Consider the following 14,173-nt stretch of genomic DNA (forward strand, 5'->3'; position numbering starts at 1 on the left):
TCGCGCCGCCGGGACGATCGACGGTTGCTGGTGCGGTCCGGGTCGCGCCGGGCCACGCGTGCTGCTCTCGTCACCGGTCAGGGTCACCGTCACCGGCCGGGCCGACCTGGAGCCGACGGCGCGGTACTTCGTCCGAGCGGGTTGTGCGCCGGCTCATGGTCGAAGGCGGCGCGACGATGCACACTCAGTTCCGCGAAGCGGGTCCGGCCGCCGAGCTGCACCTGGTGCTGGCCCCGTTCTTCGTGGGAGACAGCGGGGCGCACCGCTTCGTCGCCGGCGGTCCACGTCGGCACCCGGGCCACCGGGCCCGCCCGGCCGAGGTACGCGAGATGGGGGACGTGGTGCTGCTGCGGTGTGCGTTGTCGGAACGGTTCGGCACCCCGTGACCCCGCCGCCCGCCCTCGACCGCCGCTGGCTCCAGGACGCGGTCGACCTCTCCCGGCGGTGCCCGCCGAAGGCCACCGCGTACGCGGTCGGCGCGATCGTGGTCGGCCGCGACGGGACCGAGCTGGCCCGGGGGTACTCCCGGGAGACCGATTCCCATGTGCACGCCGAGGAGTCCGCACTGGTCAAGCTCCGCGGGGTCGACCTGTCCGGAGCGACCATCTACAGCTCCCTGGAACCGTGCAGCGTGCGTCAGCATCGGTCGCCCACCTGCACCAGCCTGATCCTGGCCGCGGGTATCCGTCGGGTCGTGCTGGCGATGCGGGAACCGCCGATCTTCGTGGACTGCCAGGGCGTCGAGCTGCTGGCGGCGGCGGGGGTCGAGGTGGTCGAGCTGCCGGACCTCGCGGACCAGGTACGCGCGATCAACGGGTACGTCATGGATCTGCCGGGCGCCTGAGCCCTTGCCCGTCGGGGTGGCGGACGCGCCCGGTCACATCCTCCGCTCGCGGTGTGTCATGAGTGGTGGGGCGGGACACCCTCGACCCGCCGCGTCAGCACGAGCAGGAGGAGCCATGACCGCCGCCGTCTCCACCATCGACATCGACCGGCCGCCGGACGAGGTGTTCGCGTACGTCACCGATCCCACGCGGTTCGCCGAGTGGCAGCACGACGTCGTGGGCGTACGCGTGGAGTCGGATGGCCCGGTCGGATTGGGCAGCCGGTTGACCACGACCCGCCGGATCGGCGGGGTCGAGCGCACCATGACCCAGGAGGTGACCGAGGACAGTCCGCCCGGCCGGTGGGCCGTACGCGGGGTCGACGGGCCGATCAGGCCGAGCGTGACCGTCACCGTCGAACCTCTCGACGAGGGCGTGCGGTCGCGCGTGACTTTCTCCCTGGACTTCGCCGGACACGGGGTCGGTGTGCCGCTCGTGCCGATGGTCCGCCGGCTGGCGGCGAAGGGCGCGCCGGCGAGCTACCGGCACCTGAAGCAGCGGCTCGAGGCAGGAGTCTCCTAGCACCTACAGCCGGTGCCGGACCCAGACGTTGGGCTCGACGTAGACGGCGTGGTCGTGCGCCACGTCGCAGTGCACCGGCACCAGAGCGCCCGGCACGTGCACCGGCCCGCTCGTGTCGAACGGCAGGCCGGTCCAGCGGCGCCAGTCGTCGAGGCTGCCGCTGATCATCATGGACCGGGTGGCCACCCGCTCGATGCGTCCGCCCGCGCGCACGTGCACCCGCAGCCACGGGTCGACCGGCAGACCGTCGTCGCGGACCCGGGCCGCGTACTCGGTCATCGGCAGCTCGGGGTCGGCGTGCTTGCCGCTCGGGCGGACCGGGGCGACCAGGGTGTCATACCCCCGATCGGCGACGGCCCGCCGCATGGCGGCGAGCATCCGGGCGGACAACCCGGCGCCCCGCCGGTCGGGTCGGACGCAGATCTCGATGGCCGACACGATGTTCGGGGTGGCCCCGGTGAGGCGGGTGACGGTGGCCCGCTGAATCGCCCGGTCCCAGCCGCCGTCCGGCAGCTCCGGCTCGGTCCAGCGCAGCGGCACGGCGTACGCCTTCGCGACGGCGCGCCCGGGCTCGGCGGAGTCGACGGCGGCGAACACGAACTCGGGATAGAGGTCGTGGGCGACGTTGTAGTAGATGCCACCCATCGGGTCCCAGAGCATGAACTGCGGCCACGCCCCGTCGAAGTCCTCGTCGAACAGGGCAGCGAGGTCCGGTCGGTCCGCGAGGCTCACGATGTCGATCGTCACGGAGGGACACCGTAGGGCGGCCACCGGGGCGGCGCATCCCAATTCACGGCCCGCCCGGGAAGGCCGTGGCTGCTCAGCCCCAGGCGCCGGACCTCTCGACGGCCGCCGTCAGCGCGGCCCGGGCCCCCGCGGTCAGCTCGGCCACCAGATCACCCGCCGGAGTCTCCGTCGCCAGGGCATGCGCCTGACCGGCCCACAGGTTCGCCACCGAGGCGTCCCCGCTGCCCTTCGCGGCGGCCAGCAACGGGCGGGTGAGGTGCAGCACCTGCGGGTAGCCGACGGGTGCCGACCCGTCGTGCCGGCGAAGGAAGTCGTTGACCACTCCCCGCGCCCGCTTGCCGGTGAACGCGCGGGTCAGCGCGGTCGGCGCGGTGCCGGCCACCGCCGCCCGGTGCATCGGGGAGGTGCCCGCCTCCGGGCAGCGCAGGAAGGCCGTACCGACCTGGGCGGCGGCGGCACCGGCGGTCAGCACGGCCGCCACCCCGGCGCCGTCGGCGATGCCGCCGGCGGCCACCAGCGGCCGGTCGCTGCGGGCGGCGACCAGCCGGAGCAGGGACAGCACCCCGTAGTCGTCGTCGTCCGGCAGGCCACCGCGGTGCCCGCCGGCCTCGGTGCCCTGCACGACGACGGCGTCCACGCCGAGCCCGACCGCCTCGGAGGCGGCGTCGGGGCTGGTGACCGTGGCCCAGACCTCGGTGCCCCGCTCCCGCAGGGCGGCCACCGCCGCGAGGTCGGGCAGCCCGAACACGAAGGACACCACCGGCACCGGGTCCGCGAGCAGGGCGGCCAGCTTCTCCGGGTACGCGTCGTCGCCGCCGACCGGTTCGCCGAGCGTCACCCCGTGCCGCCGGGCCTCCGGGGCGAGCCGCTCGGCGTACGCCCGGACGGCGACCGCGTCGACCGCACCGCCGTTCGCGTCCGGCAGGAAGACGTTGACGCCGAACGGGCGGTCGGTGCGGGTGCGGACCTCGGCCACGTCGGCGGCGAGCCGGTCCGCGCTGATCATCCCGGCGGCCAGGAAGCCCAGGCCGCCCGCGGCCGAGACGGCCGCCGCGAGGGCCGGTGTCGACGGGCCGCCGGCCATCGGCGCGGCGACGATCGGGCGTGGCAACACGGACAGCACGGACATCCACCCATCCTGCCGGATCGCCGTCGCTTCCAGCGGACGCCGCCCGAGTTCCGCCCACGCGCGGGAGTTCCGTCGCCGCCGGCCGCCGTGGGGTCCCCTCCCCGTGCTGGTGCCGTTAGCCTCAGCGGGTGGATCAATGCGACGAGTGCGGCTTCGACTACGCCGGCGTCGCCGCCGCCGACCTGCCGCGGCTCCTGGCCGCGGTCGGTGAGCGGTACGCGACCGCGCTGGGCGGGGTGGCGGACCTGCGGCGGCGACCGGCCGAGGGGGTGTGGTCGCCACTGGAGTACACCTGCCACGTCCGGGACGTGCTCCGGGTCCAGACCGATCGGCTGGTCCTGGCGCTCACCGTCGACCAGCCGGAGTTCACCCCGATGGGACGCGACGAACGGGCCGTCACCGACGCCTACAACGAACAGGACCCGACGCTGGTGCTCGCCGCGCTGGCCACCGCCGCGACCGACCTGGCGACCCGGTTCTCCGTACTCGACCAGGCGGACCTCGCCCGCACCGGCGTCTACCCGTGGCCGGAACCCCGGGCCCGGACGCTGCTCTGGCTCGGCCAGCACACGATCCACGAAACCGAACACCACCTGCTGGACATCACCCGCGCCTCCGGCGCCGAAGCCGCCCGCTGACCCGGCGCCGCATGTGGGCGGTGCCGCGCGGAGCGCGCGAGGTCGCGAGAGACTGACCCGATGTCCTCGACGATGCTGGTGGTCGGCCCGAAGCTGGCGGTGACCCTGGTCGTGCTGACCGCCGTGGCGGCGGCCGTGGCCACCGTCGGCCGGCTCGGGCACGGCCGCCAGATCGCGGTCGCCGCCGTCCGCGCGGCGGTCCAGTTGGCGGCGGTGTCGCTGCTGATCGCCGCCATCGTGGCGTCGCTGTGGGCCACCGCCGCCTTCGTGGTCGTGATGTGCGTGGTCGCGGCGGGCACCTCCGGCCGGCGGACCACCGGCGGGGCGCGCGGGTGGTGGGCCGTCGTGCCGATCGTGGCCGGCAGCCTCTCCGTCGTGCTGGGTCTGCTGCTGGCGGGCCTGGTGCCGGCGCGCGGGATCGCGGTCATCCCGGTCGCCGGGATCCTGATCGGCGGCGCGATGACCGCCACCTCGTTGGCCGGCCGGCGGGCCCTGGACGAGCTGACCGGCCGCCGGGGCGAGGTGGAGGCGGCCCTGGCGCTGGGCATGCTGCCCCGCGACGCGGTGCTGCTGGTCTGCCGTCCGGCGGCCGGCCAGGCGTTGATCCCGGCGCTGGACCAGACCCGCACGGTGGGCCTGGTGACCCTGCCCGGCGCCTTCGTCGGGATGCTGCTCGGCGGGGCGGGTCCGCTCGCCGCTGGGATCACCCAGCTGGTCGTCCTGGTCGGGTTGCTGGCGGTGGAGGCGGTCGCGGTGGTGCTGACCGTCGAGCTGGTGGCCCGCGGGCGGCTGCGTCCGACGCCGTGACCGGCCGGTGCCGGTGCCGCGGCTGCCGGCCGGCGATCCCCGGCACCACCGCGGCCGGACCGCCTACCCGGCCGACAGTTCGGCGCGTACCGGGCCCGTCGGGACGTCGCCGTCGGACGCGGCGGCCGGCGCGAAGCCGCGGAGGATGAGGTACCCGGCGAGGCTGAGCTCCCACGCGAACACAGGCAGCGCGGCGAGCGAGCCCCAGGTGGAGACCTGGTCGTAGAGCCCGAACAGCACGGCGGTCGCCGAGGCGCAGATGAGCGGCCCGCCGACCAGCCCGAGCACGGTGATGGACCGGGGCACCATTCGCGACCGGTACAGCAGGAGGGCGAGCAGCAGGCTGTTGGCCCCGAGCGCGACGTTGGGACCGAGCAGGAACGCCCAGTCGTGGAGGGCGACGAGTGCCCGGGCGGCGGTGACGAGTGAGGCGTCGTCGGCGCCGGCCGTCCCGGCGACGTCCCGGCGGAGCGTCACCACCGCTAGGACGCTGAGGATGCCCACGACGATGACGACCGCCTCCAAAACGCGTACGCAGAGGTAGCCGAGAGCGGCGGCGTGGTGCTGCCGCCTGACGACCGGGTAGAGCGTGACCGCCGTGCCGACGATGGCGCCGACCAGGATCAGCTCGAAGAGGCCGCCGAGCAGCACCCGAGGGTCGGCGCCCGCCCCGAGGACGTAGTCGACGTCGGTGAGCACGGGGCGGTAGAGCACCAGCCCCGCGATCGCGGCGATCTCGGTGATCAGGAAGAACAGTCCCGCGGTCACCGCGGTCCTTCTCGTGGGGCTCATGTCGACTCCTGTCCGCGACGGTCAGGTGTACGCCGTACACCTGAGTACGCACGGACTCTAGGTGTACGCTGTACACCTGTCAAGCGGGAGTGGAAAGGGCGAGCCGGTGACCGAGCAGAGCGAGGCCGGGCGTCGCCCGCTGAACACCGAGCGGGTGCTGCGCGCCGCCGTCGCGCTCGCCGACACCACCGGGATCGACTCGCTCAGCATGCGCCGGCTCGCGCAGGAACTCGGCGTCGTCCCGATGGCGCTCTACAAGCACGTCGCGAACAAGGAAGAGCTGCTGGACGGCATGGCCGACGTGGTCGTCGGGGAGATCGACCCGCCGGACCCCGACGTCGACTGGAAGAGCGCCGTCCGGCAGCGGATCCTGTCCGCCCGACAGGCGCTCCTGCGTCACCCGTGGGCGTCGCGGGTGATCGAGTCACGTACCAGGCCGACGCCGGCCACCCTGGCGTACCTGGACTCGATGATCGGGATGTTCCGGGCCGGCGGTCTCTCCGTCGACCTCACGCACCACGTGATGCACGCGCTCGGGAGCCGCGTCCTCGGATTCAGCCAGGAGCTGTTCAACGACGGCGGGCCGGGCCCCGACCCGGGCACGCAGGCGGCCGCGTTGCGGGAGATGTCCCGCAGGTACCCCCACATCGCGGAGGTCGCCTCGCGAGCCGACCACGACGAGCAGTCCGTCGTCGGTCCCGGCTGTGACGACCAGTTCGAGTTCGAGTTCGCTCTCGACCTCCTGCTGGACGGGTTCGACCGACTACGGCGGCAGGGGTGGAGCTCCACCACCCAGCGGAGCCACCACCGGTCGTAGCCGCGCGCCGAGGTCAGCGCCCGGTCACCCCGGGCGGCCCGTCAGGCCCGCACCCGGCCGCGGCCCGCCGCGGGTGGCGAATGCCCGCTGCCGGGTCGGGTACACCAGCCGCGGTGTGCCGACGGCCCGGGTGACGACGTTCCGGCGCCGGGGCCGCCTCGTGCCGGCCGACGGTTCACCGGTCACGGCTGTGCGTCACCACAGGAAGGGATGGCTCGGGATGAAGGTCAGAAGCTCCCTGCGGTCGTTGAAGCGGAAGGCGAACTCGATCGTGGTCCGCCGCCGAGGCAAGCTGTTCGTGCTCAACAAGGCCGACCCGCGCCAGAAGGCGCGGCAGGGCTGAGCGGCGTCAGCGCAGCAGCACCGGTCCGGCGTCGATCCGGGTCCGGAACAGGGCGTACGGCTTGCGCCGCAGGTCCTGGCCACGCTGGTACGTCGGCTGGCGGTGCAGTTGGTTGGCGGTCACGTAGAGGTACCCGTCGGTGGCGACCGACATCGTGTCGGGCCAGAGCAGCCGGGGATCGTGGACCAGCGTCTCGTACTCGCCGTCGGCGCGGCGGCGCAGCACCGCGTTGTGCTCGTACGAGGTGAGGTAGAGCCGGCCGGCGTCGTCGGACTCCAGCCCGTCGCAGCCGCCGCCCTTGTCGCCCTCGTGGGCCACGGACGCGGCGACCAGGCCGTCGTCGACCGCCGGGTCGGCGAGTGCGTCGGTGGACACGCTGTACCAGTGCCGCGAGACGAGCGGGCAGTAGTACAGCCGGGCGCCGTCGTGTGAGATGGCGATGCCGTCCGAGCCTATCGCGATCGGCTTCGGCGGGCCGTCGGCGGGGCGTTCCAGCAGCGGTCGGCCCTCGACCACCGGCCGGAACGTCGCCAGCGGCTCGGCCTTGGTGGACGGGTGGTCGTGCAGCCGTCGCCAGGACGCCCCGGAGGCCAGGTCCACCACGATGATCCCGTTCGGGCCGGAGTCGGAGGAGTCGGTGATGTAGGCGGTGCCGGCCTCGCCGCGCCGCAGGTCGAAGCGCACGTCGTTGAGGTACGTCGTGGGCAGCGCCACGTCGGTCGGGAAGGTGATGACCTGGCCGACGCTGTCGGTGTCCAGGTCCACCCGGACCAGCTTCGGCCCGCCGGGGACGGTGGGTCGGAACATCGGGCTGCCGGTGTCGAGCACCCAGAGCCGGTCGGCGGGGTCGACCACGATGCTCTGCACCGACACGAACGCCGTCGCGTCGTCGTTGCCGGACGGGCTGTTCCACCGCTGGTCCGGGAAGGGCACCTCCGCGCCGTCGCGCAGTTCGACCACCGTCGCCGGCACCTCGTCGCCCCACTGGGGGAAGTTGACGAAGACGCGGCCGGTGTGCGAGACGCTGACCCCGGTCGGCATCGGCCCGGTGAAGCTGTGCACGAGTTCCAGCTCACCGAGCGGCTCGTCGGCCACCGGCCCGGTCACGACGTGCTCCGTCGCGTCCGCCCGCTCGCTCGCGCCGCGAGGGTGCGCGGGCACCGGTGGACCAGGTCCTCCATCGACGTCATCTCCGTTCGGCAGGTGGAGGTCGGTCCTTCCCGCCGCCCACCGCCGCAAACGCCCGAACCACGACGTGCTCGGCGCGGGCGCCGGTGGCCCGGGGCGCACCCTGGCCACCGGCGCCGAGGGGATCAGCCCTTGAGCGCCACCGCGACCGCGTCGGCGAGGGTGGTGCTGGGACGGCCGGCGAGGCGGCGCAGGTCACCGCTGTCGGTGGTCAGCTCGCCCCGGGCGATGCCCCGGTCGCACTCGGCCAGGGTGGCCGCGTACGGCTCCGGCAGGCCGGCGGCGACCAGTGCCGTCGCGTACTCCTCGGCCGGCAGGTCGCGGTAGACCACCTCGGTGCCGCTCTGCCGGGAGATCTCGGCGGCGAGTTCGGCCAGGGTGAACGGCTCGTCGCCGCCCAGCTCGTAGACCGCGTTCTGGTGGCCGTCGCCGGCCAGGACGGCGGCGGCAGCGGCGGCGTAGTCGGCCCGGGTGGCGGCGGCGACCCGGCCGTCACCGGCGCTGCCGAGGACCGCGCCGTGCTGGAGCGTGGCGGCCAGGTTGCCCGTGTAGTTCTCGGTGTACCAGCCGTTGCGCAGCAGCGCGTACGGCAGGCCGGAGGCCCGGATCAGCTCCTCGGTCGCCTGGTGCTCGGCGGCGAGCGGGAAGGTGGCGGTGTCTGCCTTCAGGACACTGGTGTACGCGATCAGGCGTACCCCGGCGGCCACGGCGGCGTCGACGACGGCGCGGTGCTGCGCCACCCGCCGTCCGACCTCGTTGGCCGAGACGAGCAGGAGGCGGTCGGCGCCGGCGAGGGCACCGGTCAGGGTCTCGGGGCGGTCGTAGTCGGCCTCCCGTACGAGCACGCCCCGGGCCGCCAGGTCGGCGGCCTTCTCCGGGTTGCGGACCGCGGCGACGATCTGCTGGGCGGGAACGCCCCGGTCGAGCAGTTCGGTGACGACGAGGCGGCCGAGCAGGCCGGTGGCTCCGGTTACGACGATCATGGTCACTCCTCGGGATGACGGGTCCCTCGAAGCATGCACTAACTTTGGGAAAGTGCCAACCCGTAGGTAAGTGCGGTGGATCGGAGGGTGTCGGCCGGGTACGGTCGAGCCATGACTGCTCCCCTCACCAACCCTGCCGGAGCGGACGCCAGGGACGCCGACGACCAGCTCGTCGCGGACGTCTTCGCCCGCGGCTGCGGCTCGCGTCGCACGCTGGAGAACATCGCCGGCAAGTGGGGGATCCTGGCCCTCTCCGCGCTGCACGAGGGCGCGTACCGGTTCAACGCGCTGCGCCGCCGCGTCGACGGGGTCAGCGAGAAGATGCTGTCCCAGACGCTCCAGGCGCTGGAGCGGGACGGCCTGGTGCGGCGGGACGTGCAGACGACCATCCCGCCGCACGTCGAGTACAGCCTCACCCCGCTCGGCGCCCGGGTGGCCGAGCGGCTGATCGGGCTGATCGAGCTGGTCGAGAGCGAGCTGGGCACCGTGCTGGCGGCCCAGGCCGAGTACGACCGGGCGGCGGCGGACCGAAACCGGCGGAGGTAGGCCCGGTCGCGGAAGCGCGGGGTGGGGGGTTTTATCCGTTTGCGGCGACCGCGTCGGAATGGCGACAGTGGCGACGGGAGGCCGGCGGGCGGCCGGGCGGTTAGATTCGCCGGCGAGGCTCACCGCAGAGCCAATCCCCTCGGCCTGCCCCGTCGATGCCCGCAGCCCGGTCTCCCCTCGCACCCGCGAGGACGCCCGGCCGCGCGCCACGACGCCGGCACCCGGACCGCCGCCCCCCGGGAGGTCGTGATGTACCAGTCGCCCGCGCGCGTCTTCGCCCGGCTCGGCGCCACCGGGCCGGTGCCGGCGCCATCGTTGATCATGGGCCGGGCCGTGGTGCTCGGCGCGAGCGTGGCCGGGCTGTTGGCGGCCCGGGTGCTCGCCGAGCACGCCGAGAGCGTGCTCGTGGTGGACCGGGACGAGCTGGGCGCGGGCACCGGACACCGGGCCGGTGTGCCGCACGGCACCCAGATGCACGTCCTGCTGCCGGCGGGCCGGGACCAGATCGACCGGTGGTTCCCCGGCTTCTCCCGCCAGGCCGTGGCCGAGGGTGCCGTCCTGCTTCCCGCCGCCGCCCGCCGCAGCTACCTCGACGGCCGGCGCAAGGTCCCGGGCTCGGACGTCGACATGATCGCGGCGAGCCGGCCCTTCCTGGAGGAGCTGCTCCGCCGCCGCACGTTGGCGCTGCCCAACGTGACCCTGCTGCCCGGACGCGTCACCGGACTGGACTTCGCCGGCACCGCGGTCACCGGGGTACGGCACGAGAGCGCCACCGGCCCGGTCGTCACGCCCGCCGACTTCGTGGTGGACGCCACCGGCCGGTCGAGCCGCCTCGGCGACTGGCTGGAGCAGGGCGGGTGGGAACGCCCCCCGATGCGCCGGATGGCGATCAACCTGCACTACGCGACTGCCACGTTCCGGCGTACCGAAGAGCACCCGGTGCCGGTCGCGGTGCTGGCCGGCTGCACCGCCGCGGCGGGCGGCGACCTCGCCGGCGCCGCCTTCTCCGCCATCGAGGGCGACCGGTGGATCGTGATGCTCGGCAGCTACGGCGGGGACCGGCCCGGCCGCGACGCGGACGACCTCGTCCGCCGGTGCCGGGAGGACTTTCCCCCGGAGTTCGCCCGGGTGGTGGCCAACGAGATGCTCGGGACGGTCCGCACCTACCGGCAGGCCGACAGCCGGCGCCGGGACTTCCACCGCCTGCGCCGGCTGCCGGCCCGGCTGGTCGCGGTCGGTGACGCGGTCTCCTCGTTCAACCCGATCTACGGGCAGGGCATGTCGTCGGCGGCCCTGCACGCCTCCTGCCTCTCGGAGTACCTCCGCTCCGGCGCCGATCTGCGCCGGCCGGCCCGGGAGTTCCTCGCGTTGCAGCGGGTCGTGGTCGACGCGGCCTGGGGGATGTCCACCTCCGCCGACCTGGCCCGCCCGTCGGTGCCCGGCCCCCGCCCGCCGGGACACCGGATCTCCCGATGGGTGGCCGACCAGATCACCGCCGCGTCGGTGACCGACCCGGTGACCGCCCGGCGCTTCGACGCCGTCGTCGAGATGCGCCGCCACCCGAACGCGCTCGCCGCCCCCCGCACCCTGCTGCGGGCCGTGCGGGTCAACCAGGCCCGGGGGCGCTGAGCCTTCGGGGATGTCGGCCCCCGCCGCTACGGTCGGCGCATGGTCACCGTCGCCGACGTACGGTCGCTGGCACTGACGTTGCCGCGCACCACCGAGCACCTGATCCGCGACCGGGTGAAGTTCCGGGTGGGCGCCATCGTCTACGTCGCGTTCTCCTGCGACGAGACGACGATGGGCTTCGGCTACCCGAAGGAGGAACGCGACGGGCTCGTCGCCGCCGAGCCGGACGTGTTCTTCCTGCCCGGCGCGTCCGACCTGCGTTTCCACTGGGTCTGCTGCCGACTCGACCGGCTCGACCACGACCAGATGACCGAGCTGGTGACCGAGGCGTGGCGGATGGTCGTGCCGAAGTTCCTGGCGCGCCAACGGCTCGGTGCCTGACGCCGGCCGGCGCGTCATTCGCTGGTGCTCGGCCCCAGCAGCCGGATCTCCTCGATGTCCAGGGCGGCCTGCACCTCGCGCTGCACGGCGTCGTCGATCTCGTTGTTGTCGCGCAGCCGGTTGATCTCGCGGCGCTTGTGGTCGAGCAGTTGGAGCCGGAGGCGGCGGTCGCGCTCCCGCGCCTCGGCGGCCTCGTCCCCGGTCTCGGCGGTGCGCATGTCGTCGAGGTGCTGCTCGTAGTCGGTGCGGAGCCGGTGGACCGCGTCGGGGTCGACACCGATTCCGGCGGCGACCTCGGGCAGCGCGGCCAGGCCGGCCCTGGTGGCCGCCGTCCGGGCCTGTCGGATCTCGTCCTCCCGCTCAGTGTCGCCCCTGAGCCGCGCCCAGTTGAGCACGGCCGGCAGCGTGGTGCCCTGGATCAGGATCGTCAGCAGGATGACCATCGCGGTGCAGAAGATGATCAGGTCACGTTCGGCGACCGGGGCCCCCGAGGCGGTCGTCGTCGGCACCGCGAGCGCCGCCGCGAGGGACACCGCGCCACGGAATCCCGCCCACCCGGCCGCGGTGCGCACCCGCCAGCCGGTCGGGCCCCGGGGCTGCTGCCTACGCCGTTCAACGAGTTCCAGGCCGAACCCGGCAATGTGCACCATCACCATCCGGGTCACCACCACCACGGCCGCCGCCACCGCCCCGATGGCCAGCGCCTGCGTGGTCGACGTGCTGGTGATGCTCTCCGCCGCCCGGGGGATCTGCATGCCGAGCAGGACGAACAACGAACCGTTGATCAGGAATGTGGAGAGGTCCCAGAAGGCGTAGGCCAGCACTCGGGAGCGGGCCCGGATCACGCGGGGCCCGTAGTAGGACAGGATGAGACCGGCGACCACCACGGCCAGCACGCCACTGGCATGGACGAGTTCCGCGAGCAGGAACGCGAGGAACGGGGTCAGCACGCTCAGCGCGCCCTCGCGCAGCGGGTCGTCGAGGCGTAGGCGGATCGCGATCACAATCCCGCCGGCCAGCAGGCCGGCGGCGATCCCGCCCCCGGCCGCGCCGCCGAACTCACCGAGCAGGGCTGGTGCGCTCGGCCAGGCGCCGCCGACGATCAGTCCGACCGTGACGGCGAAGAGTACCAGCGCGGTGCCGTCGTTGATCAGGCTCTCCGCGCGCAACGTCGTCAGGAGCCTGCGGGGCATCCGCTTGGCCAGGCCGGCGACCGCCGCAGCGTCGGTCGGCGCGAGCACCGCGCCCAGCACCCACGCCGCGGCCGGTTCCACCCCGAGCTGCTGTACGGCCAGGGACACCGCGACCATCGTGATCCCCACCAGCACCACGGCGAGCAACGCGATCGCCGGCAGGTTCGCCCGGATCTCGCGGATGCTGACGACCAGGCTCTCCCGGTAGAGGATCGCCGGCAGGAAGAGCAGCAGCACCACCTCCGGCTCCAGCACGACGTGGGACAGCGGTGGGAGCAGCGCGAGCAGCGCACCCATGGTGATCAGCAGGACCGGCGGGGCCACGCTGTAGCGGCCACCGAGCGTGGTGCCGACCAGCACCGTGGCGGCCAGGACCACGATCAGGAACAGCGCCTCCACGTCACCCCTTCCGCCGGCGGCGGTCGGCACGCCGCCGCGGGGCGTCGTCCCGACCGGTTCCGTGCCGACGGCCGCCGCCGCCCGCCCCGCGCGGCCGGGGGCGGGTCCGCCGTCGCCGGCCACCCCGAACATCGTGATACGGCCGGTGGCCGGCGCGGGCCGGAACGATCGATCCGGCCCGCGCCCGACGCGACGGCGGGGACCGGATCAGCGACCTGCCCTCGGGCCGCGCGCCTTCGTCGTCGGGACGTCGACGTTCGGGTGGATCGTCATGGTGCGTCCGGCGCCGGGAGGTCGCGCTGCGACGGAGGCGGGGGCGGGACGTCCAGCAGCCGCCGGACGGCCGCGCCGATCACCGGGTCCAACGGGAACCGCTCCGCCAGCCAGCCGAACACCGCCCGCGCCGCCTCGCGGTTGCGCGCGTATCCCGGGACCATCGCGGCCAGCGGCAGGACCTCCGGCGGGTACGCCTGCTCGACGCGCCGGCTGGCGTCGAACGGGTCGCGCCGGTGCCCCGCACCGGCCCCGGTGAGGCCCAGCAGCGCGATCACCCGGTCCACCGCGTACGACTGGATGAAGCGGGCCGCGGTGAGCCGTTCGCCGCGCAACTCCCGGTGCAGGCCGACGTAGAGGTTGGTCAGCGCCTCGTTGAGGTGGAACTCCACCGTGTCGTACGCCGGCCCGACCGGTGCCCGGCCGCACTCGGCCAGGGTGGCGGGCGCGTCGTCCCGCTGCCAGACGACGCGGGCGCCGGTGAACGGCAACCGCGCCAGCTCCGCGACGGTGAACACCGCGTACTCGACGAAGATTCCGTCGGCGTAGAGCGCCTTGCGGCCGTTGCGCTCGTTGGCGAAGCTGTACGCCACCGGGCACGGCGCCGCCAGCCAGCCGATCTCCTCGACGTAGCGGGGCACCGCGTCGTCGGCGACCACGACGAAGAAGTCCAGGTCGGAGTGCTCGTCCAGGCGGTCGTACGCCACCCCGGCCGAGCCGAGGCCGAGCAGCGCCACGGCATCGGGGCGGGTGCGCAGGTGGGCGGCGAGGTCGTCGAGCCGCCGCAGCATCGGGTGCATGCCGTCGTCCCTTCGGCGAAGAGTCGACGTTTCAGCCCGGACGGCCCTGATCGCCGCCGGGGTCGCGACACCGGTGCCGCCCATTCTGTGCCCCGCCGGCCG

16 protein-coding genes and 1 pseudogene are annotated in these 14,173 nt (G+C 74.1%); 10 read left to right on the forward strand and 7 right to left on the reverse strand.

Annotated elements, in window-relative coordinates:
* Positions 1-6: 6 nt before the first annotated feature.
* From ACTMTB_RS20310 to ACTMTB_RS20320, 3 genes and pseudogenes are all read left to right on the forward strand, one after another.
* Positions 7-386, forward strand: a pseudogene (locus ACTMTB_RS20310) (dihydrofolate reductase family protein); the annotation flags it as partial.
* On the forward strand, positions 383-844 hold the full coding sequence (locus ACTMTB_RS20315; protein WP_441147817.1) for a deaminase: 462 nt from the start codon (positions 383-385) through the stop codon (positions 842-844). The pseudogene ACTMTB_RS20310 and the gene ACTMTB_RS20315, both read left to right, overlap by 4 nt.
* Positions 845-959: 115 nt before the next feature.
* The gene (locus tag ACTMTB_RS20320) at positions 960-1,406 is read left to right on the forward strand and encodes an SRPBCC family protein (RefSeq protein ID WP_441147819.1); all 447 of its coding nucleotides are present in this window, start codon (positions 960-962) and stop codon (positions 1,404-1,406) included.
* Positions 1,407-1,409: 3 nt separating this feature from the next.
* Here ACTMTB_RS20320 and ACTMTB_RS20325 read toward each other — a convergent pair whose 3' ends face one another.
* Positions 1,410-2,153: an N-acetyltransferase gene (locus tag ACTMTB_RS20325; RefSeq protein ID WP_441147821.1), complete on the reverse strand. Its 744-nt coding sequence runs from the start codon at positions 2,151-2,153 to the stop codon at positions 1,410-1,412.
* Between the two features lie 73 nt (positions 2,154-2,226).
* Positions 2,227-3,282 (reverse strand): nitronate monooxygenase, encoded by a 1,056-nt coding sequence (locus tag ACTMTB_RS20330; protein ID WP_441147823.1) that lies wholly within the window; start codon positions 3,280-3,282, stop codon positions 2,227-2,229.
* Between the two features lie 128 nt (positions 3,283-3,410).
* Between ACTMTB_RS20330 and ACTMTB_RS20335 the strand changes: the two genes are divergently transcribed.
* The gene (locus ACTMTB_RS20335) at positions 3,411-3,920 is read left to right on the forward strand and encodes a DinB family protein (RefSeq protein ID WP_441147825.1); all 510 of its coding nucleotides are present in this window, start codon (positions 3,411-3,413) and stop codon (positions 3,918-3,920) included.
* Positions 3,921-3,980: 60 nt separating this feature from the next.
* The gene (locus ACTMTB_RS20340) at positions 3,981-4,727 is read left to right on the forward strand and encodes an ABC transporter permease (RefSeq protein WP_441147827.1); all 747 of its coding nucleotides are present in this window, start codon (positions 3,981-3,983) and stop codon (positions 4,725-4,727) included.
* A gap of 63 nt (positions 4,728-4,790) precedes the next feature.
* On the opposite strand, the gene ACTMTB_RS20345 is transcribed toward ACTMTB_RS20340, so the two are convergent.
* On the reverse strand, positions 4,791-5,495 hold the full coding sequence (locus ACTMTB_RS20345) for a DUF4386 domain-containing protein (RefSeq protein WP_441147829.1): 705 nt from the start codon (positions 5,493-5,495) through the stop codon (positions 4,791-4,793).
* Between the two features lie 130 nt (positions 5,496-5,625).
* Here ACTMTB_RS20345 and ACTMTB_RS20350 point away from each other — a divergent pair, with 130 nt between their 5' ends.
* Together ACTMTB_RS20350 and ACTMTB_RS20355 are read left to right on the forward strand one after the other, a co-directional pair.
* Positions 5,626-6,336, forward strand: coding sequence for a TetR/AcrR family transcriptional regulator C-terminal domain-containing protein (locus tag ACTMTB_RS20350; RefSeq protein WP_441147831.1), 711 nt, complete (start codon positions 5,626-5,628; stop codon positions 6,334-6,336).
* Between the two features lie 220 nt (positions 6,337-6,556).
* Complete coding sequence (locus ACTMTB_RS20355; protein ID WP_210774610.1) at positions 6,557-6,679, forward strand: 50S ribosomal protein L36; 123 nt, start codon at positions 6,557-6,559, stop codon at positions 6,677-6,679.
* Positions 6,680-6,685: 6 nt separating this feature from the next.
* On the opposite strand, the gene ACTMTB_RS20360 is transcribed toward ACTMTB_RS20355, so the two are convergent.
* Together ACTMTB_RS20360 and ACTMTB_RS20365 are read right to left on the reverse strand one after the other, a co-directional pair.
* The gene (locus tag ACTMTB_RS20360; RefSeq protein ID WP_441147833.1) at positions 6,686-7,786 is read right to left on the reverse strand and encodes an L-dopachrome tautomerase-related protein; all 1,101 of its coding nucleotides are present in this window, start codon (positions 7,784-7,786) and stop codon (positions 6,686-6,688) included.
* 206 nt (positions 7,787-7,992) lie between these two features.
* Complete coding sequence (locus tag ACTMTB_RS20365) at positions 7,993-8,850, reverse strand: SDR family oxidoreductase (protein ID WP_441147835.1); 858 nt, start codon at positions 8,848-8,850, stop codon at positions 7,993-7,995.
* Positions 8,851-8,961: 111 nt separating this feature from the next.
* On the opposite strand from ACTMTB_RS20365, the gene ACTMTB_RS20370 reads away from it, so the two are divergent.
* The 3 genes from ACTMTB_RS20370 to ACTMTB_RS20380 all read left to right on the forward strand — a co-directional run bounded on the left by ACTMTB_RS20370 (position 8,962) and on the right by ACTMTB_RS20380 (position 11,406).
* Entirely contained in the window at positions 8,962-9,396 is a 435-nt protein-coding gene (locus ACTMTB_RS20370; RefSeq protein WP_441147837.1) for a winged helix-turn-helix transcriptional regulator, read from the forward strand.
* A 249-nt stretch (positions 9,397-9,645) separates the two neighbouring features.
* Positions 9,646-11,025 (forward strand): NAD(P)/FAD-dependent oxidoreductase, encoded by a 1,380-nt coding sequence (locus tag ACTMTB_RS20375; RefSeq protein WP_441147839.1) that lies wholly within the window; start codon positions 9,646-9,648, stop codon positions 11,023-11,025.
* Between the two features lie 39 nt (positions 11,026-11,064).
* A complete protein-coding gene (locus ACTMTB_RS20380) occupies positions 11,065-11,406 on the forward strand; it encodes an MmcQ/YjbR family DNA-binding protein (protein ID WP_441147841.1) in 342 nt (113 codons plus the stop codon).
* Positions 11,407-11,420: 14 nt separating this feature from the next.
* Here ACTMTB_RS20380 and ACTMTB_RS20385 read toward each other — a convergent pair whose 3' ends face one another.
* Both ACTMTB_RS20385 and ACTMTB_RS20390 read right to left on the reverse strand, forming a co-directional pair.
* Positions 11,421-13,121 carry a Na+/H+ antiporter gene (locus tag ACTMTB_RS20385; RefSeq protein WP_441147842.1) on the reverse strand — a complete coding sequence of 567 codons (1,701 nt, stop codon included), beginning with the start codon at positions 13,119-13,121 and terminating at the stop codon, positions 11,421-11,423.
* A 146-nt stretch (positions 13,122-13,267) separates the two neighbouring features.
* On the reverse strand, positions 13,268-14,071 hold the full coding sequence (locus ACTMTB_RS20390; protein ID WP_441147844.1) for a hypothetical protein: 804 nt from the start codon (positions 14,069-14,071) through the stop codon (positions 13,268-13,270).
* Positions 14,072-14,173: the final 102 nt, after the last annotated feature.

Origin of the sequence: Micromonospora sp. L32 (genome assembly GCF_052068055.1) — a bacterium.
Classification (GTDB): domain Bacteria; phylum Actinomycetota; class Actinomycetes; order Mycobacteriales; family Micromonosporaceae; genus Micromonospora; species Micromonospora purpureochromogenes.

Coding starts and splice junctions, on each gene's coding strand:
- ACTMTB_RS20330 (WP_441147823.1), bottom strand. CDS start 3,282: ATGTCCGTGCTGTCCGTGTTGCCACGCCCGATCGTCGCCGCGCCGATG.
- ACTMTB_RS20375 (WP_441147839.1), top strand. CDS start 9,646: ATGTACCAGTCGCCCGCGCGCGTCTTCGCCCGGCTCGGCGCCACCGGG.
- ACTMTB_RS20365 (WP_441147835.1), bottom strand. CDS start 8,850: ATGATCGTCGTAACCGGAGCCACCGGCCTGCTCGGCCGCCTCGTCGTC.
- ACTMTB_RS20390 (WP_441147844.1), bottom strand. CDS start 14,071: ATGCACCCGATGCTGCGGCGGCTCGACGACCTCGCCGCCCACCTGCGC.
- ACTMTB_RS20380 (WP_441147841.1), top strand. CDS start 11,065: ATGGTCACCGTCGCCGACGTACGGTCGCTGGCACTGACGTTGCCGCGC.
- ACTMTB_RS20355 (WP_210774610.1), top strand. CDS start 6,557: ATGAAGGTCAGAAGCTCCCTGCGGTCGTTGAAGCGGAAGGCGAACTCG.
- ACTMTB_RS20370 (WP_441147837.1), top strand. CDS start 8,962: ATGACTGCTCCCCTCACCAACCCTGCCGGAGCGGACGCCAGGGACGCC.
- ACTMTB_RS20320 (WP_441147819.1), top strand. CDS start 960: ATGACCGCCGCCGTCTCCACCATCGACATCGACCGGCCGCCGGACGAG.
- ACTMTB_RS20340 (WP_441147827.1), top strand. CDS start 3,981: ATGTCCTCGACGATGCTGGTGGTCGGCCCGAAGCTGGCGGTGACCCTG.